General features: G+C 67.8%; 19 protein-coding genes. 11 read left to right on the top strand and 8 right to left on the bottom strand.

Annotation, left to right across the window (positions count from 1 at the left end):
• Window positions 1-40: 40 nt before the first annotated feature.
• The 4 genes from A7X12_RS05560 (at window position 41) to A7X12_RS25890 (ending at window position 6177) form a co-directional block, all read left to right on the top strand.
• Entirely contained in the window at window positions 41-1189 is a 1149-nt protein-coding gene (locus A7X12_RS05560) for a serine hydrolase (RefSeq protein ID WP_443029290.1), read from the top strand.
• An 82-nt stretch (window positions 1190-1271) separates the two neighbouring features.
• Window positions 1272-4028, top strand: coding sequence for a DNA polymerase I (gene polA / locus A7X12_RS05555; RefSeq protein WP_064310621.1), 2757 nt, complete (start codon window positions 1272-1274; stop codon window positions 4026-4028).
• Window positions 4025-5533 carry a lipopolysaccharide biosynthesis protein gene (locus A7X12_RS05550; RefSeq protein ID WP_064310620.1) on the top strand — a complete coding sequence of 503 codons (1509 nt, stop codon included), beginning with the start codon at window positions 4025-4027 and terminating at the stop codon, window positions 5531-5533. The genes polA and A7X12_RS05550 overlap by 4 nt, the downstream gene beginning before the upstream one ends.
• Before the next feature lie 314 nt (window positions 5534-5847).
• Complete coding sequence (locus A7X12_RS25890; protein WP_198161898.1) at window positions 5848-6177, top strand: HNH endonuclease; 330 nt, start codon at window positions 5848-5850, stop codon at window positions 6175-6177.
• A gap of 39 nt (window positions 6178-6216) precedes the next feature.
• On the opposite strand, the gene purH is transcribed toward A7X12_RS25890, so the two are convergent.
• The 4 genes from purH to A7X12_RS05530 all read right to left on the bottom strand — a co-directional run bounded on the left by purH (window position 6217) and on the right by A7X12_RS05530 (window position 11634).
• Window positions 6217-7785 carry a bifunctional phosphoribosylaminoimidazolecarboxamide formyltransferase/IMP cyclohydrolase gene (gene purH, locus A7X12_RS05545; RefSeq protein ID WP_064310619.1) on the bottom strand — a complete coding sequence of 523 codons (1569 nt, stop codon included), beginning with the start codon at window positions 7783-7785 and terminating at the stop codon, window positions 6217-6219.
• Between the two features lie 53 nt (window positions 7786-7838).
• On the bottom strand, window positions 7839-9569 hold the full coding sequence (locus tag A7X12_RS05540) for a heparinase II/III family protein (protein ID WP_084445092.1): 1731 nt from the start codon (window positions 9567-9569) through the stop codon (window positions 7839-7841).
• The gene (gene rpe, locus A7X12_RS05535; RefSeq protein ID WP_064310617.1) at window positions 9566-10222 is read right to left on the bottom strand and encodes a ribulose-phosphate 3-epimerase; all 657 of its coding nucleotides are present in this window, start codon (window positions 10220-10222) and stop codon (window positions 9566-9568) included. Before rpe ends, A7X12_RS05540 begins: the two co-directional genes overlap by 4 nt.
• 131 nt (window positions 10223-10353) lie before the next feature.
• Entirely contained in the window at window positions 10354-11634 is a 1281-nt protein-coding gene (locus tag A7X12_RS05530; protein ID WP_064310616.1) for an RsmB/NOP family class I SAM-dependent RNA methyltransferase, read from the bottom strand.
• 113 nt (window positions 11635-11747) lie between these two features.
• On the opposite strand from A7X12_RS05530, the gene A7X12_RS24865 reads away from it, so the two are divergent.
• Window positions 11748-11909: a DUF1674 domain-containing protein gene (locus A7X12_RS24865; protein WP_064511181.1), complete on the top strand. Its 162-nt coding sequence runs from the start codon at window positions 11748-11750 to the stop codon at window positions 11907-11909.
• Between the two features lie 341 nt (window positions 11910-12250).
• Here the strand turns inward: A7X12_RS24865 and msrA are convergent, their stop codons facing one another.
• Genes msrA through pabB form a run of 3 tightly spaced genes read right to left on the bottom strand, consistent with a single transcriptional unit; the run spans window position 12251 to window position 15974 of the window.
• Complete coding sequence (msrA, locus tag A7X12_RS05525) at window positions 12251-12928, bottom strand: peptide-methionine (S)-S-oxide reductase MsrA (protein WP_064310615.1); 678 nt, start codon at window positions 12926-12928, stop codon at window positions 12251-12253.
• A 45-nt stretch (window positions 12929-12973) separates the two neighbouring features.
• Entirely contained in the window at window positions 12974-14173 is a 1200-nt protein-coding gene (locus tag A7X12_RS05520) for a pyridoxal phosphate-dependent aminotransferase (protein WP_064310614.1), read from the bottom strand.
• Window positions 14174-14207: 34 nt separating this feature from the next.
• On the bottom strand, window positions 14208-15974 hold the full coding sequence (pabB, locus tag A7X12_RS05515; RefSeq protein WP_198161890.1) for an aminodeoxychorismate synthase component I: 1767 nt from the start codon (window positions 15972-15974) through the stop codon (window positions 14208-14210).
• Between the two features lie 80 nt (window positions 15975-16054).
• Here pabB and A7X12_RS05510 point away from each other — a divergent pair, with 80 nt between their 5' ends.
• Window positions 16055-16735, top strand: a complete 681-nt coding sequence (locus A7X12_RS05510) for an MBL fold metallo-hydrolase (RefSeq protein ID WP_064310612.1) — start codon at window positions 16055-16057, stop codon at window positions 16733-16735.
• A gap of 70 nt (window positions 16736-16805) precedes the next feature.
• Here A7X12_RS05510 and A7X12_RS05505 read toward each other — a convergent pair whose 3' ends face one another.
• Complete coding sequence (locus tag A7X12_RS05505; RefSeq protein ID WP_064310611.1) at window positions 16806-17207, bottom strand: MAPEG family protein; 402 nt, start codon at window positions 17205-17207, stop codon at window positions 16806-16808.
• A gap of 202 nt (window positions 17208-17409) precedes the next feature.
• On the opposite strand from A7X12_RS05505, the gene rpmF reads away from it, so the two are divergent.
• The 5 genes from rpmF to A7X12_RS05480 all read left to right on the top strand — a co-directional run bounded on the left by rpmF (window position 17410) and on the right by A7X12_RS05480 (window position 20428).
• Complete coding sequence (gene rpmF / locus A7X12_RS05500; protein WP_064310610.1) at window positions 17410-17589, top strand: 50S ribosomal protein L32; 180 nt, start codon at window positions 17410-17412, stop codon at window positions 17587-17589.
• 29 nt (window positions 17590-17618) lie between these two features.
• The gene (gene plsX, locus A7X12_RS05495; RefSeq protein ID WP_064310609.1) at window positions 17619-18650 is read left to right on the top strand and encodes a phosphate acyltransferase PlsX; all 1032 of its coding nucleotides are present in this window, start codon (window positions 17619-17621) and stop codon (window positions 18648-18650) included.
• Between the two features lie 24 nt (window positions 18651-18674).
• A complete protein-coding gene (locus A7X12_RS05490; RefSeq protein WP_064310608.1) occupies window positions 18675-19646 on the top strand; it encodes a beta-ketoacyl-ACP synthase III in 972 nt (323 codons plus the stop codon).
• A gap of 144 nt (window positions 19647-19790) precedes the next feature.
• Window positions 19791-20090, top strand: coding sequence for an integration host factor subunit alpha (locus A7X12_RS05485; protein WP_064310607.1), 300 nt, complete (start codon window positions 19791-19793; stop codon window positions 20088-20090).
• A gap of 8 nt (window positions 20091-20098) precedes the next feature.
• Window positions 20099-20428, top strand: a complete 330-nt coding sequence (locus A7X12_RS05480) for a MerR family transcriptional regulator (protein ID WP_064310606.1) — start codon at window positions 20099-20101, stop codon at window positions 20426-20428.
• Window positions 20429-20431: the final 3 nt, after the last annotated feature.

Below are 20431 nucleotides of genomic sequence, written 5' to 3'. Positions count from 1 at the left end.
TGCGGGAATCCCTTGCTTTGCCGCCTCTAGGGGCAGACGCATGATGGAAGTGGGCAAGAGGTTGGTTGCGGTGCGTAAAATCCGGTTTTCGAAAGTCGAGCGTGCACTGACCGTGGCGGGGCTTGGGCCCGCGGTGTTGCTGGGCTGCGCCGTCCACGAACATCCCGAACTCGCCGCCTATCTGCCCGCGCCCAATTACGGCGTGCTGATGCCGATTCCCCGCGCGCAGGCCGCACCGCGCCCCGAAGTGCCGCCGCCCGTCGGTCTGGTGAATCGCCTCTCGGACATCGCCCATAATTTCGACGGCGTCGTCGGCATCGCGGTGACCAGTGTCGACCGCAACTGGACCGCCTCGCAGGGCGGCGCGCGCAAGCTGCCGCAGCAGAGCGTCTCCAAGCTGTGGGTGGCGATGACCGTGCTCGACCAGGTCGACCAGGGTCGGATCCGCCTCAACGACCCGCTGGTCATCACGCGTGCGGACTTCACGCTGTTCCACCAGCCGGTCGCCTCGCTCGTGAAGGGCGACCAGGGCTATCATAGCACGGTCGGCGAGATTCTGCGCCGCGCGCTGACGATGAGCGACAATACCTGCAACGACAAGCTGCTGCGCTTGGTCGGCGGGCCGCCGGCGGTGCGCTCGTTCATCGCGCGCAACGCGCTCGGCTCGATCCGCTTCGGACCCGGTGAGAAGCTGCTCCAGCTCGGCACCTCGGGGCTGACGGCGTGGAAGCCGGAATATTCGATGGGCAACACGTTCGCCGTTGCCCGCGCGCAGCTGCCCCGCGAAACGCGCGTCGCCGCCTATCAGCGCTATGTCGCCGATCCGCCTGACGGTGCGGCACCGCTCGCCATCGCCGGCGCGCTCGCCCGGCTGAAGCGCGGCGAGCTCCTGTCGCCCGTGTCGACCCAGTGGCTGATCGCGACGATGCAAGCCTCGCACACCGGCAAGTATCGTCTGCGCGGCGCGCTGCCGCCGGGCTGGCAGCTCGCGCACAAGACCGGCACCGGGCAGGACCTGTTCGGCCGCACTGCGGGCTATAACGACGTGGCGCTGCTCACTGCGCCGGACGGCCGCTCCTATGCGCTGGCGGTGATGATCGGGGACACGCCGCGCCCGATCAACGAACGCCAGCTGCTGATGCAGGGCGTGGTCCGCGCGATCGTCGCCGAGCATCAGCTGGGCGCCTGAAAACAGGCGCTTAAAAATCGGGGCCTAAAACAGGGGCATCGGCGGGATGACGGCGGCGCGGCGCGCTGCTATCTCCCGCCCCATGCCCCATCTCTATCTCGTCGACGGCTCCAGCTACATCTTCCGCGCCTATCACCGGCTGCCGCCGCTGACGAACAAGCATGGCGAGCCGGTGGGGGCGGTGTACGGCTACACCTCGATGCTGTGGAAGCTGGTCGACGAACTGCACAAGGCCGACGGGCCGACCCACATGGCGGTGATCCTCGACAAGTCCGAGCACACCTTCCGCAACGATCTCTACGACCAGTACAAGGCGCACCGCCCGCCCGCGCCGGAGGATCTGGTCCCCCAGTTCCCGATGATCCGCGACGCGACCCGCGCCTTCAGCCTGCCCTGCATCGAGGAGCTGGGCTGGGAGGCCGACGACCTGATCGCCAGCTATACCAAGGCGGCGCTCGCGCAGGGCTGGTCGGTGACGATCGTCAGCTCCGACAAGGACCTGATGCAGCTGATGACCGATCCGTCGGTCGACATGCTCGACACGATGAACAACCGGCGCATGGGGCCGGACGATACCCGCGAGAAGTTCGGCGTCGGCCCGGAGAAGCTCGGCGAAGTGCTCGCGCTGATGGGCGACAGCGTCGACAACGTGCCCGGCGTGCCGGGGGTCGGACCCAAGACCGCCGCCAAGCTGATCCTCGAACATGGCGATCTCGAATCGGTGCTCGCCGCCGCGCCGGAGATGAAGAAGGGCAAGCTGCGCGACAATCTGATCGAGCATGCCGATCTCGCGCGGCTGAGCCACAAGCTCGTCACGCTCGCCTGCGACGTGCCGCTGCCCGAGCCGCTTGAGGCGATGGAACTGCAGGGCATCCCCGACGCGCCGCTCCGCGCGTTTCTCGAACATCACGGCTTCAAGACGTTGCTGTCGCGCCTGTCCTCGGTCGCCGATGCGCCGGTGGAAACGCACGAGGCGCCCGGTGTCGAGCAAGATCCGCCCTGCAACCATGACGGCTATGAGACCGTCACCGACCTCGACGCGCTCGACCGCTGGATCACCGTATCGCGGCATCAGGGCTGGGTGGCGATCGATACCGAGACGACCGGGCTCGATGCGACCCAGGCCGATCTGGTGGGCGTCAGCATGGCGCTGGCGCCCAACCTCGCCTGCTATATTCCGCTCGGCCATGGCGGCACCGACATGTTCGCTGAAAAGCCCGAGCAGATCGACCGCGCCGAGGCGATCGCCCGGCTGAAGCCGCTGCTGGAGGACCCCGCTGTCCTCAAGATCGGCCACAACCTGAAGTACGATATGATCGTGCTCGGCCGCGCCGGTATCCGCGTCGCGCCCTATGACGACACGATCGTGATGAGCTTCGATCTCGATGCCGGGTTGCACGGGCACGGCATGGACGAGCTCGCCGCCACCCACCTCGCGCACAGCTGCATCGCCTACAAGGACGTGGTCGGCACGGGGAAGAGCCAGCTGAATTTCGGCCAGGTCGATCTCAAGGCCGCGACCCGCTACGCCGCCGAGGATGCCGACGTCACGCTGCGGCTGTGGCGCCGCCTCAAGCCGCGGCTCGCCTATGAGAGCGTGACGCGCGTCTACGAGAGCGTGGATCGCCCGCTGGTCGCGGTGCTGGCGGAGATGGAGAGCACGGGCATCAAGGTCGATGCCGGGGTGCTGTCGAAGCTCTCGTCCGACTTCGCGCAGCAGATCGCCGCGCTGGAGGAGGAAATCCACGCCATCGCCGGGTTCAAATTCACCATCGGCAGCCCCAAGCAGCTGGGTGACGTGCTGTTCGACAAGATGGGGATCAAGGGCGGCCGCAAGGGCAAGTCCGGCGTCTATTCCACCGACGTCAACGAGCTGGAGCGCATCGCCGCCGACAAGGATTCCCCCGGCCGCGAGATGGTGCTCAAGGTGCTCGACTGGCGCCAGCTCTCCAAGCTCAAGTCGACCTATACCGATGCGCTGCAGGCGCAGATCAACCCGCACACGGGCCGCGTCCACACCAGCTACAGCCTCACCGGCGCGCAGACCGGGCGGCTGTCGTCGACCGACCCCAATCTGCAGAACATCCCGATCCGCACCGAGGTCGGCCGCCAGATCCGCGACGCCTTCGTGGCGGAGCCGGGCAACGTCATCCTCTCGGCCGACTATTCGCAGATCGAGCTGCGCCTGGCCGCGCACATCGCCGACGTGCCGGCGCTGCGCACCGCGTTCGAGAATGGCGACGACATCCACAGTATGACCGCGATGGAGCTGTTCGGAGAGGTCAACCGCGACACGCGCGGGCGGGCCAAGACGATCAACTTCGCGATCCTCTACGGCATCTCGCGCTGGGGCCTGGCCGGCCGGCTCGACGTGACGCCCGACGAGGCGCAGGCGATGATCAGCCGCTATTTCGAGCGCTTCCCGGGCATCAACCGCTACATCGCCGATACGCTGCGCGAGGCGAAGGAGCGCGGCTACACCACCACGCTGTTCGGCCGGAAGACGCATTTCCCGCGGCTCAAGGCGTCCAACCCCAATGAGCGGGCGGGCAGCGAGCGCGCGGCGATCAACGCGCCGATCCAGGGCACCAGCGCGGATATCATCAAGCGCGCCATGGCGCGGATGGGCCCGGCGCTGCGCGAGGCGGGGCTGGAGAAGGTCCGCATGCTCCTCCAGGTGCATGACGAACTGGTGTTCGAACTGCCCGAAGGCGATGTCGCGGCCGCGCGGCCGATCATCGAGCGGGTGATGGCGACCGCCGCCGAACCGGCAATCCAGCTCACCGTGCCGCTGGGCGTGGAGATCGGCGTCGGTCCCAGCTGGGGCGCCGCGCATTGAGCGAGGGGGAGGCGTCCAAGGATATCAACGCGCTCGCCAAGGGCGGGCGGACGAACATGCTGGGCTTCATCATCCGGCTGGTGGCGCGGCTGCCGTTCCTGTTCATCGCCGGGCGCTCCTACGGCCCGGAGATCGTCGGGCGCTATGCGATCGCAGTGCTGGTCATCGAGTTCGTCGCGCTGGTGGCGACGCTCGGCCTCAAGCGCGGGCTGGCCCAGGCGCTGTCGAGCACCGAGCGGCCGCATACCCATGTCGTATGGGACGCGATGGTCGTCGCCCTCGTCGCGGCCCTGATCGCCAGCGGCATCATGATGCTGTTCCCGCAGGCGATGTTCCCCAACAGCCCGGTAATGGGGCTGGAGCGGTTCCTGTCTGTCGCGGTGATCGCCATCGCGCTGTCCGACGTGTCGCTTTCGGCGCTGGCCTATCGCCACAATATCGGCGCTGCGGTGACGGCGCGGGCGATCATCGAGCCCTGGACGATCAGTATCGCGGCCTACGCCTTTTCGTTCGTCTCGTCGCGTGACGGCCTGCTGATGGCCTATGTGCTGTCGATGAGCGCTGCTTTGGTCGCGTCGATCGTGCCGTTCGTGCGCGAATATGGTCTGCCGATCGGTTGGCGGCCGCAGCCGGCGGAGATCTGGGGGCTGGCGCGGGTCAATGCGCCGCTGGCGGGGGCCGACGCGATCGAATGGGCGACGCGCAACGTCGATCGCTTCATCCTCGGCTTGCTGTTCGCGCCTTCGGTGGTCGGCATCTATTATATGGCGCAGCAGGTCGCTTCGGTGCCGCAGCGGCTGAAATCGAGCTTCGATCCGATCCTGGGGCCGGTGATCACCCAAAGCCTTGCCGCGGGCGACCGTCCGGCGGTGGCGCGCCAGGTGCGGCAGGTGGGCTTCTGGATCCTCTGCGCGCAGGCGGGTCTTGCCGTGATGTTTTCCATCCCCGCCGAGGGGGTGATGGGCCTGCTCGGGCGGGAGTTCGTGATCGGCTCGGCGGTGCTGTGCATCCTGCTCTTTGCCGAGGTGCTCGCCTCGCCCGGCGCGGTCTGCGAGACGGCGCTGATCTACATCGCCCGGCACACCAATCTCGCGATCTCGATCTGCGTCTTGGTGCTCCAGATCGCCTTGAGCTTCGTGCTGATCTTCGTCGCGCGCGGGCAGGGCTGGTCGGTGCCGGTGCAGTCCGCCGCGCCCGCAGTGGCGTTGGCGCTTTCGCTGACGATCGGATCGGTGGCCAAGGGCCTGCTGCTCCAGGCCAAGCTCGGCGCGCCGGTGGTGAGCATCCGCCCCAGCTTCTTCGCGGCGATGGCGATCGCGGGACTGGTGGGCGCCGCCTTCACCTCGCTGCCGCATCGCTTCGAATGGGCGGAGATGAGCCTGGGCATGCCGGCGATCCTGATCACCTTCCTGTTCGTGATCATCCGCTTCGGCTTCGGCCCCGAGGACCGCGCGCTGTTCCGCAAGGTGCCGCGGGCGGAGGGGGTAGCGGGCGAGGCAGTGTGATGCGCCAGTCGATGAGTGAGCCACCGGCTGAAGTTTTTGAAGCTGCTCTAACACTTCGGATGGCAGTGGTTGCTCACCTGGATGGCCGTTTTGAAGATGCGGAGGAGCATTTTCACGCAGCCGATAATCCTATCATCAGACTGTACAATGATGACGCAATGGGGCGGGGGTGGCATAAGCGACACAGAGCAAGGATGGCCGCATGCAGTCTCCCACACCTTCAGAAGTCGGAACGCCCCGTCCCGCGAATGCCGGGTTCAGAGCTGCGAGCTGCGCTCATAGCCCGCGACCGTCTGCAATGTAGATTTTGTCGCGTGCCGTTGATTTACCCGGCTGTACGAAAAGTGGCGACCGCACTCTACCCTGAGGCGGTGCGATGGGGAAGTGCGCTCGACGACCACGCTGGCTTCAAAGCGTTGTGGCTTCAATTCGATCATATCTTGCCGAACGCCCGAGGTGGGGCAACAAGTCTTGAAAACATGGTGGTCGCCTGCGCGCCCTGCAACTATGCCCGGATGAATTACACCTTAGATGAGGCGGGCCTCCTAGACCCACGCACGATCGCGCCAGAGCCTTTGGCGGGCTTTGGAACTTGGGACGGCCTCGTTAAACTGCTCTCAGCAAAATCGGTTGGAAACATGTGAAGTTTGCCGCGCCCCCACCGGAGGCGCGGCGCGCTGGTCTCAATGCCGGAAGTGGCGCATGCCGGTGAACACCATCGCCAGCCCAGCCTTGTCGGCCGCCGCGATCACCTCGTCGTCGCGGATCGAGCCGCCCGGCTGGATCACCGCGGTCGCGCCCGCTTCCACCGCCGCCAGCAGGCCGTCGGCGAAGGGGAAGAAGGCATCCGAGGCGACGGCCGAGCCGATCGTGCGCGGCTGCGCCCAGCCGGCCTTGTCGGCGGCGTCCTTGGCCTTCCACGCGGCGATGCGGGCGCTTTCCAGCCGGTTCATCTGGCCGGCGCCGACGCCCGCGGTGCTGCCGTCCTTGGCATAGACGATCGCGTTCGACTTGACGTGCTTGGCCACCGTCCAGGCGAACAGGCAGTCGGCCAGTTCCTGCTCGGTCGGCTGGCGCTGGGTGACGACCTTGAGCTGGTCGCGCGTGACGATGCCGTTGTCGCGGCCCTGGACCAGCCAGCCGCCGGCGATCAACTTGGCGAACAGGCCCGCACGCGCCGGATCGGGCAGTTCGCCGGTGAGCAGCAGGCGGAGATTCTTCTTCGCCGCGAACAGCGCCAGCGCTTCCTCGTCGGCGTCGGGCGCCACCACCACTTCGGTGAAGATGCCGGTGATCTGCTCGGCGGTCGCGCGGTCGAGCGGGCGGTTCACCGCGATGATGCCGCCGAACGCCGAGACGGTGTCGCAGGCGAACGCAGCGGCATAGGCTTCGGCCAGCGTCGCGCCGCTTGCCACGCCGCAGGGGTTGGCGTGCTTGACGATCACAGCGGTCGGCGGGCCGTCACGGAATTCGCTGACCAGCTCCAGCGCCGCGTCGGCGTCGTTATAGTTGTTGTAGCTCAGCTCCTTGCCCTGCAGCTGGCGCGCCTGGCCGATGCCGCGCGCGGCCGGGCCGGTCGCGGCGTAGAAGGCCGCCTGCTGGTGCGGATTCTCGCCATAGCGCAGCGCCTGGCCACGGCTGAGCGAGATGTTGAGCGTTTCCGGGAACGCCTCGCCCTGATCGGCGAAGGCGAACCAGCTGGAGATCATCGCGTCGTACGCCGCGGTGGCGGCATAGGCCTTGGCGGCGAACTTGCGGCGCTGCTCCAGCGTCGTCGTGCCGCCCATCACCAGCGCGTAGTCCGCGGGATCGGTGACGATCGCCACCGACTCATGGTTCTTGGCGGCCGAGCGGACCATCGACGGACCGCCGATGTCGATATTCTCGATGATCTCGTCGCGGTCGGCGCCCTTGGCGACGGTCTGGGCGAAGGGATAGAGGTTGACCACGACGAGGTCGATCGGCGCGATCGCGTGCTCGGCCATCGAGGCCTGATGCTCGGGATTGTCGCGCACCGAGAGCAGGCCGCCATGCACCTTGGGGTGCAGCGTCTTCACCCGGCCGTCCATCATCTCCGGGAAGCCGGTGAGGTCGGAGATGTCGCGGACGGTGAGGCCTGCGTTACGCAGGGCGGTGGCGGTGCCGCCGGTCGAGACGAGCTCGACGCCCTGGGCGGCCAGCGCCTGACCGAGTTCGACGATCCCGGTCTTGTCGGAGACCGAGAGGAGCGCGCGGGTGATCTTGATGTCCATGGCCCGCCCCTCTCTCCAATCGGGGGCGCGGGGGCAAGCCCTATTTGGAGCGCCTATTTAGAACGGTGGAACACCCAGTTCAGGCTGGCGCCGCCAGCCGGCGTCTCACCGTGGATCACCAGCTGCTGGGTGCCATGCGGCCGGCCGCGCGCATCGATCCACAGGCTTTCCTCGATCGCCAGTGTGCCGCCCTTGGCGCGGAACTGCCAGAGGGTGCCCGAGGCGGTGCGCAGGATCGCACCGTGGCCGTCGGCGGTCGGCGACACCTCGACATGCGGGGCGAGGTGGAAGCGCAGTGCGAACGCGGTCGAGTCGGTGCGGCGCTTGCCCGCGGGGAGCAGCAGGTCCTCGCCGCGCAGATCGCGTCCGTCATGCGAAAGCGTGAGTTCGCGGCGGTGGAGCAGGCCGAAGCGGCGGACATAGCCGTCATGTGCCGCCTCGATCCGGCTGGCGTTTTCGGTCTCGTGCCGGACCAGTTCGACTTCGCTCACCCCGCGGCCGAGCGTGCCGTCGGCATGGATCGCGGTGGAGTTACTGTCGCCCAGCGTCAGCGTCGAATGCGCCGCGGTGGTGCGCAGACCCTGGACCAGCTCGGCGGGCAGGCGCGCATCGGCGGCGCGGCTGCCGCCGCAATTGACGACGATCCGGTCGGTGCCGTCCGACAGCTCGAAGGCGAGGGTGGAGGCGCAGCCGGTCTGTGCCGCGCGCGCGTCGGGCGGCGGTGCGGCGTCGAGGATCAGCACGGTGCCGGCGCAGGACAGGCGCTGATAGCCCCAGTCGCGCGCCTGCTTGAGCGGGCGGGTGCGGACGCCGGTCGCTTCGATCGCCTGCTCGATCCATTCGCCGCCGACTGGCGCACATCCCTGCCAGCTGGAGAGCCCGCCGTCGCCGTGGCATACGCCGAGCAGCGCCGCGACCATCCGGTTGAGCGCGCCGAGCACGAAGGCGGGCGGTTCGATGCGGCGGGCGGCATAGGTTTCGCAGAGCAGGGTGATGAGCTGGATCGCGTCGAGCTGGCCGTCCGGCGAACGGCCGACAGTGCCGCCATCCTCATAGACCGAAGCGGTGATCGCCCGGTTGAGCCCCGCCTCGGCAAAGGCGCGGCGCGGATCGCCGCCGGGCAGGACCAGCCCAGCGACGGTCAAGCCGGCCCAGGCGGCGAGGCGCGGGATGCCTGCTGGCACCTTGTCGGCGCTGCGATCGAGATGCCGGGCACCGCGAGCCAGGGCGTGCATCACGCCCGAGCGGTAGACCTGATCGGTGGACGACAGGATCAGCGGCGCATGCGCCACCCAGGCCAGGATGCGCCGGCCGACGAGATCGGGGCGCCAGGCGGGGTCGGCGACCAGCTCGCCATGGACCTTGAGCCAGCGGCGCATGATGTCTTCGGCGATCGGCGCGCCCTGCTGACGGGTGGCGACGCTGGACAGGTCGCGCAGCCAGGCAAAGCCCTGAAGATGCTGGGTGAAGGCGGGCGACCAGTCGGGCTTGGCGAAGTCGAGCGTCTCGACCGCGCGGACCTCGCCGCATAGGCGCAGTTCGCCATCGAGCAGGGCGTTGCCGCGCTGGGGGTCGCCGAAGAAGGGATCGTCGGCGGCGGTGAGCAGCTTGAGCGGGTGCCGACCCTTCAGCCGCATCGCGTAGAAGGGCGAACGCCAGGCGAGGCGCTGGAAGCGATCCGCGATGCGGTCGGCCAGCGAGAGGCCGCGGTCGCCGCCCACCCGGATCAGCCGCTTGCCTTCCTCGACCCCGTCGGCGGCGGAGTCCGGCACGGACTCCGTCAAGCCCCGCGCAATGCCGCGATATTGGCGGCGTACTGGTTCGGACCGCCGGTAAAGGTCGCGGTGCCCGCGACCAGGGCATTGGCGCCGGCGGCGATCGCCTTGGGCGCGGTCTCGCGGTCGATGCCGCCATCCACTTCAAGGTCGATGGCGCGACCGCTTGCCTCGATGCGGCGGCGCAGCTCGGTGATCTTGGGCAGCTGGCTTTCGAGGAACTTCTGCCCGCCGAAGCCCGGGTTGACGCTCATCACCAGGATCAGGTCGACCAGGTCCATCACATAGTCGACCGCATCGACCGGGGTGGACGGGTTGAGCACCACGCCGGCGCGCTTGCCAAGCGCCTTGATCGTCTGGAGCGTGCGGTGGAGGTGGGGGCCGGCCTCGGGATGGACCGAGATCGTGTCCGCGCCGGCCTCGGCAAAGGCGGCGAGCATCGGATCGACCGGGGTGATCATCAGGTGTACATCGAAGTTCTTGGCCGAGTGCGGACGCAAAGCCTTCACCACCGCGGGGCCGATGGTGATGTTGGGCACGAAATGGCCGTCCATCACGTCGACATGGATCCAGTCGGCGCCGGCGGCGTCGATGGCGCGGACTTCCTCGCCGAGCCGCGCGAAATCGGCCGAGAGGATCGAGGGGGCGATGCGGACGGACATGGTCGTCTCCTAGGGAAGGGGCGAGTCGGGCGCAACCGGAGGGGACGGGCGCACACCGCTTGCGCACCGCTTCTCCACAGACTTATCCACAGCTTGCTGCGCAACCGGGACGAAGGGCCCCGGGCGTGCGATCAGCGGCGGCGAAAGCGGGCGATGAAGAAGCCGTCGAGCCCGCCTTGCTCCGCCAGCATGCCCGGCAGGACGCGCACCGAGCCGTCCTCGCGCGCCGAAATGCCGGCAGGAAGCTCGCCCGCGGTTGCGGGCACCAGCGCGAACTCGGGATGGGCGGCGAGGAAGGGGGCGAGATGGGCCTCGCCTTCCTTGGGCTCCAGCGAGCAGGTGGCGAAGACCAAGGTGCCGCCCGGCTTCACCCATGCCGCGGCGCGGTCGAGCAGCCTGGCCTGAAGCTCGGCCATCTCGGCGATCAGCGACGGCCGGACGCGGTGGAGCACGTCGGGATGGCGGCGGAAGATGCCGGTGGCGCTGCACGGCGCGTCGAGCAGCACGGCGTCGGCAGGGGCGGCGGGGCTCCACGTCAGCAGGTCGGCGGTGACGATCTGCGCCGAAAGGCCGGTGCGCTCCAGATTCTCGCGGAGGCGGGCGAGGCGGTTCTCGGCGACGTCGACCGCTGTCACCTGCCAGCCGGCGGCGGCGAGCTGGAGCGTCTTGCCGCCGGGGGCGGCGCACAGGTCCAGCACGGTGCCGGTGCCCGCGCCGATCAGCCGGGCGGGGATCGAGGCGGCGAGGTCCTGCACCCACCAGTCGCCCTCGGCGAAACCGGGGAGGTCGGGCACGCTGGTGCCGGGTTCGAGCCGCGCATGGCGCGGGGCGAGGCCAACTGCGCCGGGGACCGTCACGCCATCGCTCTTGAGACTTAGGTCGAGCGGCGGCGGCGTCGCGATCGCCTCGCACGCTGCCTGCACCATCGCGTCGCCCCAATGGGCCTGCCAGCGAAGCGCCACGGGATCGGGCAGCATCGGCACGTCCGGCAGCGTCGCGTTGCTGCGCATCAGCGTGCCGAACACGCCGTGGACCAGCTTGCGCGGGCCGCCATCTACCAGCGGCAGGACGGTGGCGATCGCGGCATGGCCGGGGGTGCCGAGCGCAATTGCCTGGACCAGCGCGATGCGCAGCGCGAAGCGGGCCTTGGCGTCGTCGGGCAGGCGCTGGCGGGTGGCGGAATCGATCAGCGCGTCGAGATCGGGCAGCCGGCGCAGCGCCTCGGCGGCGATCGCATGGGCAAGGCCGCGGTCGTTGGGCGCCAAGCCCTGGGCAGCGGAATCGAGCGCCTGTTCGAGCGCGAGGCCCCGGCGCAGCACTGCATCGAGCAGCTTGAGGGCGGCGCGGCGGGCGGGGACGCCGGGGGCATCGGGCTCGCGCTCGGCCGGGCGGCGGGTGTTCGGGCGGGCCATGGTCAGCGCATGCCCATTGAAAGTTCTGCTCGTTCGTACGCTACCCAAGGGTTCACTTGACCATGCTCCTTCGCGGGCCGACATGGGCCGGGCAACCAAGGAAGGCAATCCCGATGGGCAAGCGACCCGACCATGTGCAGCCCCCGGCCTATCTCTCGAAGAGCCCGCCGGTGCCCAAGCCCGAACCGATGCAGCGACCCGAGAAGGACCCGTTGGAGAAGGATCCCGTCCGCTACGGCGACTGGGAGCTGAAGGGCATCGCGATCGATTTCTGAGGACGGGGCGGGGCCGAAGTTTAGGAAGTTTAGGTTCGTGCGCGTTTTCGTGGGGCTGAAGTTTACGAAGTTTACGCCGCTGCAGTTTCCGCCGGCTGAAGTTTAGGCGCGTGCGCGGTGTCGCGCGGCATGTGGCGGGTCTTTTCGCGATCCCCATAGCGTCATCCCGGCGAAAGCCGGGATCCATTCGCCACTCGCTAACAGCAAGAGCCGCTGCGTAGGCCCCAATGGATCCCGGCTTTCGCCGGGATGACGATGCTGTTCGCGACAGCGTCGTGACTCCACTTGTTCAAAGAGCCTGCCGGACATAGCAGGAACTTGCCCGTAGGACAGTCGCCCGATCAGTGCGCCAGCTGGGGGTAGGTCGAGCGGAACGCCGCGACCTTCGGCTGGTCCCAGCGCATGATGTACGGGTGCGTCGGGTGCCGCCAGAAGAAGTCCTGGTGATACTCCTCGGCCGGGTAGAAGGCGCCGGTCTCCAGCTTGGTCGTGATCGGCTTGGCGAATGCCCTGGCCTGGGTCAGCTGGGCGATATAGGCGGTGGCGACGCGACGCTGCTCGGCCGATTGCGGGAAGATCGCGCTGCGATAGCTCGGGCCGCGATCGGGCCCCTGACCGCCCTTCTGGGTGGGATCGTGCGCTACCGAGAAGAAGACACGGAGCAGCGTGCCGTAGCTGACGCGGGTGGGGTCGTAGACTACCTTCACCGCCTCGGCATGGCCGGTATTCTCGTTCTTGACCTGATCATAGGTCGCGGTTGCCGCCGCGCCGCCGGCATAGCCGTTGGTGACGGACTGGACGCCCTTCACCGACTGGAACACCGCCTCCATGCCCCAGAAGCAGCCGCCGGCGAACACCGCGGTCTGCGGCTTCTTCGCCTTGGCGACGTCGACCGCGGGCGGCGGCACCGCGACCGCCTTCACCTTCTCGATCGGGATGCCACCTGCCGCGACCAGCAGCAGGGCGCCGCCGGCAAGGGCGGCGAGGGAGAGCGGGAGCTTCAGCGTGCGTCGGGTCATGATACCCCCATATAGGGAAGAGGAAGCCCCCGCGGTACAGGTCCCTCAGCGCAGGTCGGCGCAGGCCGTCTGGATGCGGGTGCAGGCTTCGCGGAGCAGCGCCTCGGAGGTCGCATAGCTGATCCGCATCGCCGGCGACAGGCCGAAGGCTGCGCCGTGCACCGCCGCCACGCGGGCGTCGTCGAGGAAATAGCCGATCATGTCCTCGTCGGTGGCGATCACCTTGCCCTTGGGCGTGGTCTTGCCGATCAGCGCGCTGAACTCCGGATAGACGTAGAAGGCCCCTTCCGGGGTCGGGCAGTGCATGCCGTCTATTTCGTTCAGCATGCCAACGACGAGGTCGCGGCGCGTCTGGAAGGCGGCGGCGCGGTCCTTGAGGAAGCTCTGGTCGCCGGTCAGCGCCGCAACGGCCGCCGCCTGGGCGATCGAGCAGGGGTTCGAGGTCGACTGCGACTGGAGCTTGGCGATCGCCTTGATCAGCGGCGCCGGGCCGCCAGCGAAGCCGATGCGCCAGCCAGTCATCGCATAGGCCTTGGAGCAGCCGTTCACCGTCAGCGTACGCTCGTAGAGCGACGGGCAGACCTGCGCGATTGTGGCGAATTCGAAGCCGTCGTACAGGATGTGCTCGTACATGTCGTCGGCGAACACCCAGACATGCGGGTGGCGCTCGATCACCTCGCCCAGCGCCTTGAGCTCGGCGGCCGAATAGGCGGCACCCGTCGGGTTCGACGGCGAGTTGAGGATCACCCACTTGGTCTTCGGCGTGATCGCCGCCTCGAGCTGGGCGGGCGTGATCTTGTAGCCCTGGTCGGCACCGGCGGCGATGAACACCGGCGTGCCACCCGCGAACTGGATTACGTCAGGATAGCTGACCCAATAGGGCGCCGGCACGATCACCTCGTCGCCGGCTTCCACCGTCGCGACGATCGCGTTGAACAGCGTGTGCTTGCCGCCGACGTTGATCGTGATCTGCTGCGCGGTGTAGTCCAGGCCATTGTCGCGCTTGAACTTGGCGATCACCGCGTCCTTCAGCTCGGGCGTGCCGTCGACATTGGTATACTTGGTCTTGCCGTCGCGGATCGCCTGGATCGCGGCTTCCTTGACGAACTCGGGGGTGTCGAAATCGGGCTCGCCGGCGCCCAGGCCGATCACGTCGACGCCGGCACGCTTCAGCTCGAACACGCGGCTGGTCATGGCGAGCGTGGCGGAGGGCTGGATGCGCTGGAGCGCGGCGGAGGTCTGCATGAGTCTAGACGCCTTTTCCGGGGAAGATGCGCGCCTATAGGTCCGCTTCGGCGCCTTCCGCAACTGTAACGGCTGCAACCAGTCCGCGTAGCGCATTGCCGAGCAGGAATCCGCCCGCAAGGTCCGCCGGCCGCAAGTCGCCTTCCACCGCGCGACCGCTGGCAAGCAGCTCGGCGCGGAGAACGCCGGGCAGCAGGCCGCGGGCGAGCGGCGGCGTCACCAGCACGCCGCCTCGTTCGACGAACAGCGCGGTAAAGCTGCCTTCCGTCAAATAGCCTTCGGCATCGGTGAACAGCACTTCCCAGGTGCCCGCGGCGCGGCGGGGTTCGTCGTACAGCTTTCGCCGGGTGGTCTTGTGGGCGAGGCGAACGTCATCACGCGGGATCGAATGGGGCACGATCCGGACCTTTACCGGCTCGGGCGGCGGGGCTGGCGGCGGGGAAATGCCGATCGCCACCGCGCCCGAGGGGCCGAGAAGCAGCCGCACCTTGGCGGCGTCGCGCAAGCGGAAGGTTGCCGCTTGCAGCTCGTTGCGAACGACGTGGCGATCGAAGGGGAAGCCGAAGGTCTCGGCACTGACCCGAATCCGTTCGAGATGGCGTTCCAGCAGCAGGATGCCGTCCTCGGGATCGAAGCGCATCGTCTCGACCAGGTCGAACCCGGATTCGCCTGCGGTCACGAACGCCCCCTTGGCCAAGCACTCCGCCCATTCCCCGTCTGCGCTCGAATCCGCAACGACCCCGGAGCCGAGACCGAGCATGGCACGGCCGGAGCGGTCCACCGCAAGCGTGCGGATCGCGACGTTGAATTCGGCACTGCCATCGGCGTCGATCCTCCCTATCGATCCCGTATAGACACTGCGCGCATCGGGTTCGACTTCGGCGATCACCTGCATTGCGCGAATCTTCGGTGCGCCGGTCACCGAGCCGCAGGGGAACAACGCCGCCAGCGCATCGACGGCTCCCAGTCCGTCGGCAAGCTGGGCGCTGACCGTCGAGGTCATCTGGTGAACGGTGGGATAGGTCTCGACATGGAAGAGCTGGGGCACCGCGACGCTGCCCGGTCGGGCGACGCGACCGAGATCGTTGCGCATCAGATCGACAATCATCAGGTTTTCGGCGCGTTGCTTGGGATCGGTGGCAAGGTCGCGGGCGAGCGCGGCGTCGATCGCGGGATCGGCATCGCGCGGGGCGGTGCCCTTCATCGGGCGGGCGGTGAGGGCGCCGCCCTCCAGCGTGAAGAAGAGTTCGGGCGAGAGGCTGAGCAGCCATTGTTCGCCGGTGGCGACGAGCGCGCCGTGCCCGGCGGCGGCACGGGCGCGGAGCAGACGGTACAGCGCGGCCGGGTTACCGGCGATCGGCACCTCGGCGCGGAAGGTGAGGTTGGCCTGATAGATGTCGCCGGCTTCTATATAGGCAAGCACGCGCGCGAGGGCGGCGTCATAGGCCGTGCGATCGAGCAGCGGGCGGGGGCGCCCGGCCCATGCGCCGGCGGGATCGGGAAGCAGCGCGGGGACCTCGTCCGCCGCGAGGCGCCGATGGCCACGGAACAGGCCGAACCAAAGCAGCGGCCCCTTTGTCTCGCGGGCTGGCGCGGCGGGTTCCAGTGCGGCGCCGGCTTCATAGGCGAGCCAGCCGGCGGCATCGAAGCCCTCCGCACCGGCGGTGCGCAGCCGCGCCAGCGCGGGCGCGATCTCGTGCCGACTATGCGCGACGACGATCGCGACGGGATCGACATAGAGTCGCGCCTCGCCACCGGCGCGCGCATCGTCGAGCAGGACGAAGGGGGGACGCAAAACCATCAGCAGGCTGGAATGGAGAGATGGACGGCCAAGGGCAAGCCTTGGTTGCCGCGCGCCCGCGCGCGGGGTAGCGAAGGGGCATGGCTTCCGATCTCAACGCCGCCCAGCCGCCGCTTCGTGCGGCGATCGTACCCGTCACGCCGCTCCAGCAGAACTGCACCCTGCTCTGGTGCACCAGGACGATGCGCGGCGCCTTCGTCGATCCCGGCGGCGACCTCGAGCGGCTGCGCGCGGCGGCGACCCAGCATGGCGTCACGATCGAGAAGCTGCTGATTACCCATGGCCATATCGACCATTGCGGCTCCGCCGGCATCTTCGCAGAGGAGCTGGGCGTGCCGATCGAGGGGCCGCACGAGGCCGACCGCTACTGGATCGCGCGGCTGGAGGATGACGGCCGCGCCTATCGCGTGCCGGGCAAGCCGTTCGAACCGAGCCGCTGGCTGCACCAGGGCGACCAGGTCACGGTGGGCGAACTGGTGCTCGACGTCTATCACTGCCCCGGCCACACGCCGGGCCATGTCGTGTTCCACCATCCCGAATCACAACTGGCGATCGTCGGCGACGTGCTGTTCCAAGGCTCGATCGGCCGCACCGACTTTCCCCTGGGCAACCATCAGGACCTGATCGACGCGATCACCACGCGGCTGTGGCCGCTGGGGGACGAGACCGTGTTCGTGCCCGGGCATGGCCAGCCAAGCAATTTCGGACAGGAGCGGCGCACCAACCCCTTCGTCGCCGATTCGGTACTGGCCAGGGCCTGACGATCACCTTTCCCGGTCAGCCCGGCGTCCGCCAGGATGGCGATCGCCGGTTGACGATTGGGGATGGAGTTCAGTGGAGCGGGTTCGAACCCGCATAGCCGAGCCACGCGGCGTACAGGCCGAGCCCGGCCAGGATCAGGAAGGTGGTGGCCGCCCCGATCTTGCGGCCGAGCAGCCAGCCGTCCATCCCGAAGCCGTGCAGTACGCGACCGATCAGATAGACTGCTGCCACAACCCACAGATAGAATCGCGTACCCTGGGCCAGTTCGATCAGGCCGATCAGGATCAGCACCATGGGCGTGTATTCGACGAAATTCATCTGCGCGCGCATGCGCGCGAGGAGGCGCGGGCTGCCGCCGTCGCCGGTCAGCACCTTCTCGGCGCCGCGAATCTGGATGACGCGAATCGCCAGCCACAGGTTGAGGAGCGCCGCGGCGCCCGCGCTGGTGAGTGTAACCGGCAGAAAAAACATCGCGTCCCCCTGGTCAAGCAGGCTAAAACCCCTGCCACGCGCGGCTTCTGCTTGCAACGCGGACGAGAATCGCTATACGCGCGGGCTCGCTTCGTGACCTGTCCGCTGGTCCGGCGAGCGGCCGGCCTAGCCGTCGCTTGCCCGAACAACCCTGTGGGCGTATCGCGACTTATTGATTCATTAGCTTGTTGAAGGTGCCGAAATGGCCGTTCCTAAGAGAAAGACCTCGCCGTCGAAGCGCGGCATGCGTCGGTCGCACGATTCGCTGACCGTCGAATCGTTCCAGGAGTGCCCGAACTGCGGCGAACTCAAGCGTCCGCACAACCTGTGCAACGCTTGCGGCCACTATAACGGCCGCGAAATCGTTTCGGTCGAGGGCTGAACGACGTTCCGCAACGGGGGGTTGCCGGTATGACTGTTCCCTCGCGGATCGCCGTCGATGCAATGGGCGGCGATGAGGGGGTCGCCGTCATGCTCGCCGGCGCCGCGCGCGCGCGTCGCCGCTTCGAGGGGATGGAGTTCCTCCTCGTCGGCGACGAGTCGCGTATTCGTGACGGCCTGAAGGCGCATCCGAATCTGTCAGCTGCGTCGGAGATCGTCCACGCAGCGGAAGTCGTTGCGTCCGATGCCAAGCCGAGCCAGGCGATTCGCCGTGCCAAGACCACGTCGATGGGCATAGCCATCGATCTGGTGAAGCAGGGGCGCGCCGGCGCGGCGGTCTCGTCGGGCAACACCGGCGCCTTGATGGCGATGGCCAAATTGTCGCTCCGCACCATGGCGGGGATCGACCGGCCGGCGCTCGCCGCGCTGATGCCGTCGCTCGGCGACAACGACACGGTGATGCTCGACCTTGGCGCCAATACCGAGGTGGACGAGCGCAACCTCGTCCAGTTCGCGGTGATGGGCGCCGCCTATGCGCGCACGGCGCTCGATCTCGCGCGCCCGCGCGTGGCGCTGCTCAACATCGGCACCGAAGAGATGAAGGGCACCGACAGCATCCGCGATGCGGCCGCCCAGCTGCGTGCCGCCAAGCATCTGCCGCTCGAATTCACCGGCTTCATCGAAGGCAACCGCCTGTCGCGGGGTGATGTCGACGTGATCGTTTGCGACGGCTTCTCGGGCAATATCGCGCTCAAGACCGCCGAGGGCACCGCACGGTTCGTCGCGGACCTGCTCCGCCGCGCGTTCAGTTCCTCGCTGCGCTCCAAGGTCGGATTCCTGATCTCGAAGCCCGCGACCGAGCTGCTGCGCCACCATCTCGACCCGAACAACCATAATGGTGCCGTTTTCCTCGGGCTGAACGGCATCGTCGTGAAGAGCCATGGCGGCGCGAACGAAGTCGGCGTGGACACCGCGATCGGCTTTGCCGCCAAGATGGTGCGCGACGAACTGACCCGGCGTATTGCCGAGGATCTGGGGAACTTCGAGGCCAAGGCCGCGTAAGAAGACGGGATAAGAAGGGGTCGCATGACCGTACGTTCGGTGATTCTCGGCACGGGGTCCGCCCTGCCGGCGCAGCGTGTTTCCAACGCGGAGCTGGCGGAGCGCGTCGATACCAGCGACGAATGGATCGTCGAGCGGACCGGCATCCGCTTCCGCCACCTTGCCGGACCCGACGAGACCACCGGCACGCTGGCGGCGGATGCGGCGAGGGCCGCGCTTGAATCGGCCGGCATCGATGCGGCGTCGATCGACCTGATCGTGCTGGCCACCGCCACGCCGGACCAGACGTTTCCCGCCACCGCGACGCGCGTGCAGAACGCGCTCGGCATCCTCGATTGCGTCGCCTTCGACGTGGCGGCGGTATGCTCCGGCTTTCTCTATGCGGTGCAGGTCGCCGATTCGATGCTCCGCGCGGGTGTCCACCGGCGCGCGCTGGTGATCGGGGCCGAGACGTTCAGCCGCATCCTCGACTGGGAAGACCGCACCACCTGCGTGTTGTTCGGCGACGGTGCCGGCGCCATCGTGCTGGAAGCGCAGGATACCCAGGGCGAGGCGCCGCAGGGCATCCTTTCGACCAAGCTCCACGCGGACGGCCGCTACAACGATCTGCTCTATGTCGATGGCGGTCCGTCGACCACGGGCACCGTCGGCAAGTTGCGGATGAAGGGGCGTGAGGTGTTCCGTCATGCCGTGGTCAACCTTGCCGCGGTGATGACCGAATCGCTTGCGATGGCCGGGCTCGAACCTGGCGACGTCGACTGGGTGGTGCCGCACCAGGCCAATGCCCGCATTCTCGACGCGACGGCACGCAAGCTGAACCTGGCGCCGGAGAAGGTCATCGTTACCGTCGACCGCCATGCCAATACGTCGGCCGCGTCCGTGCCGCTTGCGTTGGATGCTGCAGTGCGGGATGGTCGGATCCGGCGCGGCGATCTGCTGGTGCTGGAAGCGATGGGCGGCGGGTTCACCTGGGGGGCGGCGGTCGTCCGTTTCTGAGCGTTGGGCTGCAATATCCCCATTTTGGACGAATTACGTGTTTTTCCAGAATATGTCCGCGCGGTTACTGCCGCTTCAACATCAATCTTGATAGCGCGTAACAATCTGATACGGGTACACTAGTACACGAAAGGAATTGCCGGAATGAATGCTGCGGGCACGCTGACCAGGGCAGACTTGGCCGAATCGCTGCATCGCGAAGTGGGGTTGTCGCGCGCCGACGCCTCGCGGATCGTCGAGCAGATCCTGAAGCATATGTGCGAAGCACTGGCGAAAGGCGAGAACGTGAAGATCTCGGGCTTCGGCAGCTTCGTGTTGCGGGACAAGGGCGAGCGCATCGGCCGCAATCCCAAGACCGGTGTGGAGGTGCCGATCGCACCGCGCCGCGTGCTCACCTTCCGGGCCAGCCAGATGATGCGCGACCGCATCGTCTCAGCCCGCTGAGGTCCGCCATGTCGGCGACCGAAAAGGCCGCCGGCGCGTTGCGGACCATAGGTGAGCTCGCCGCTGAAATCGGCAGGCCGCAGCATATCTTGCGCTATTGGGAAACGCGGTTTCCCCAGCTGAAGCCTCTCACCCGTGCGGGCAACCGCCGGTATTATCGACCCGATGACGTGGCGCTGGTGCGCCGCATCCATCACCTCCTCAGCGAGGAGGGCTACACCATCCGCGGCGTCCAGAAACTGCTGGCGGAAGAAAAGGCAGCACGCGGCAAGGGACGGACCGCCGAGTTACAGGCGATTCGCGACTCGCTGGCGCAGGCTTTGGACGAGGACCGCTGAGCT

The sequence above is a fragment of the Sphingomonas sp. TDK1 genome (assembly GCF_001650735.1).
GTDB lineage: Bacteria > Pseudomonadota > Alphaproteobacteria > Sphingomonadales > Sphingomonadaceae > Sphingomonas.
This window is presented reverse-complemented; position numbering and strand designations above follow the sequence as displayed.

Bases quoted from the DNA above. Each gene is read 5' to 3' on its own strand.
- A7X12_RS05560 (WP_443029290.1), top strand. From the start codon at position 41: ATGATGGAAGTGGGCAAGAGGTTGGTTGCGGTGCGTAAAATCCGGTTT.
- polA (WP_064310621.1), top strand. From the start codon at position 1,272: ATGCCCCATCTCTATCTCGTCGACGGCTCCAGCTACATCTTCCGCGCC.
- purH (WP_064310619.1), bottom strand. From the start codon at position 7,785: ATGGACATCAAGATCACCCGCGCGCTCCTCTCGGTCTCCGACAAGACC.
- rpe (WP_064310617.1), bottom strand. From the start codon at position 10,222: ATGTCCGTCCGCATCGCCCCCTCGATCCTCTCGGCCGATTTCGCGCGG.
- A7X12_RS05530 (WP_064310616.1), bottom strand. From the start codon at position 11,634: ATGGCCCGCCCGAACACCCGCCGCCCGGCCGAGCGCGAGCCCGATGCC.
- A7X12_RS24865 (WP_064511181.1), top strand. From the start codon at position 11,748: ATGGGCAAGCGACCCGACCATGTGCAGCCCCCGGCCTATCTCTCGAAG.
- msrA (WP_064310615.1), bottom strand. From the start codon at position 12,928: ATGACCCGACGCACGCTGAAGCTCCCGCTCTCCCTCGCCGCCCTTGCC.
- A7X12_RS05520 (WP_064310614.1), bottom strand. From the start codon at position 14,173: ATGCAGACCTCCGCCGCGCTCCAGCGCATCCAGCCCTCCGCCACGCTC.
- pabB (WP_198161890.1), bottom strand. From the start codon at position 15,974: ATGGTTTTGCGTCCCCCCTTCGTCCTGCTCGACGATGCGCGCGCCGGT.
- A7X12_RS05510 (WP_064310612.1), top strand. From the start codon at position 16,055: ATGGCTTCCGATCTCAACGCCGCCCAGCCGCCGCTTCGTGCGGCGATC.
- A7X12_RS05505 (WP_064310611.1), bottom strand. From the start codon at position 17,207: ATGTTTTTTCTGCCGGTTACACTCACCAGCGCGGGCGCCGCGGCGCTC.
- rpmF (WP_064310610.1), top strand. From the start codon at position 17,410: ATGGCCGTTCCTAAGAGAAAGACCTCGCCGTCGAAGCGCGGCATGCGT.
- plsX (WP_064310609.1), top strand. From the start codon at position 17,619: ATGACTGTTCCCTCGCGGATCGCCGTCGATGCAATGGGCGGCGATGAG.
- A7X12_RS05490 (WP_064310608.1), top strand. From the start codon at position 18,675: ATGACCGTACGTTCGGTGATTCTCGGCACGGGGTCCGCCCTGCCGGCG.
- A7X12_RS05485 (WP_064310607.1), top strand. From the start codon at position 19,791: ATGAATGCTGCGGGCACGCTGACCAGGGCAGACTTGGCCGAATCGCTG.
- A7X12_RS05480 (WP_064310606.1), top strand. From the start codon at position 20,099: ATGTCGGCGACCGAAAAGGCCGCCGGCGCGTTGCGGACCATAGGTGAG.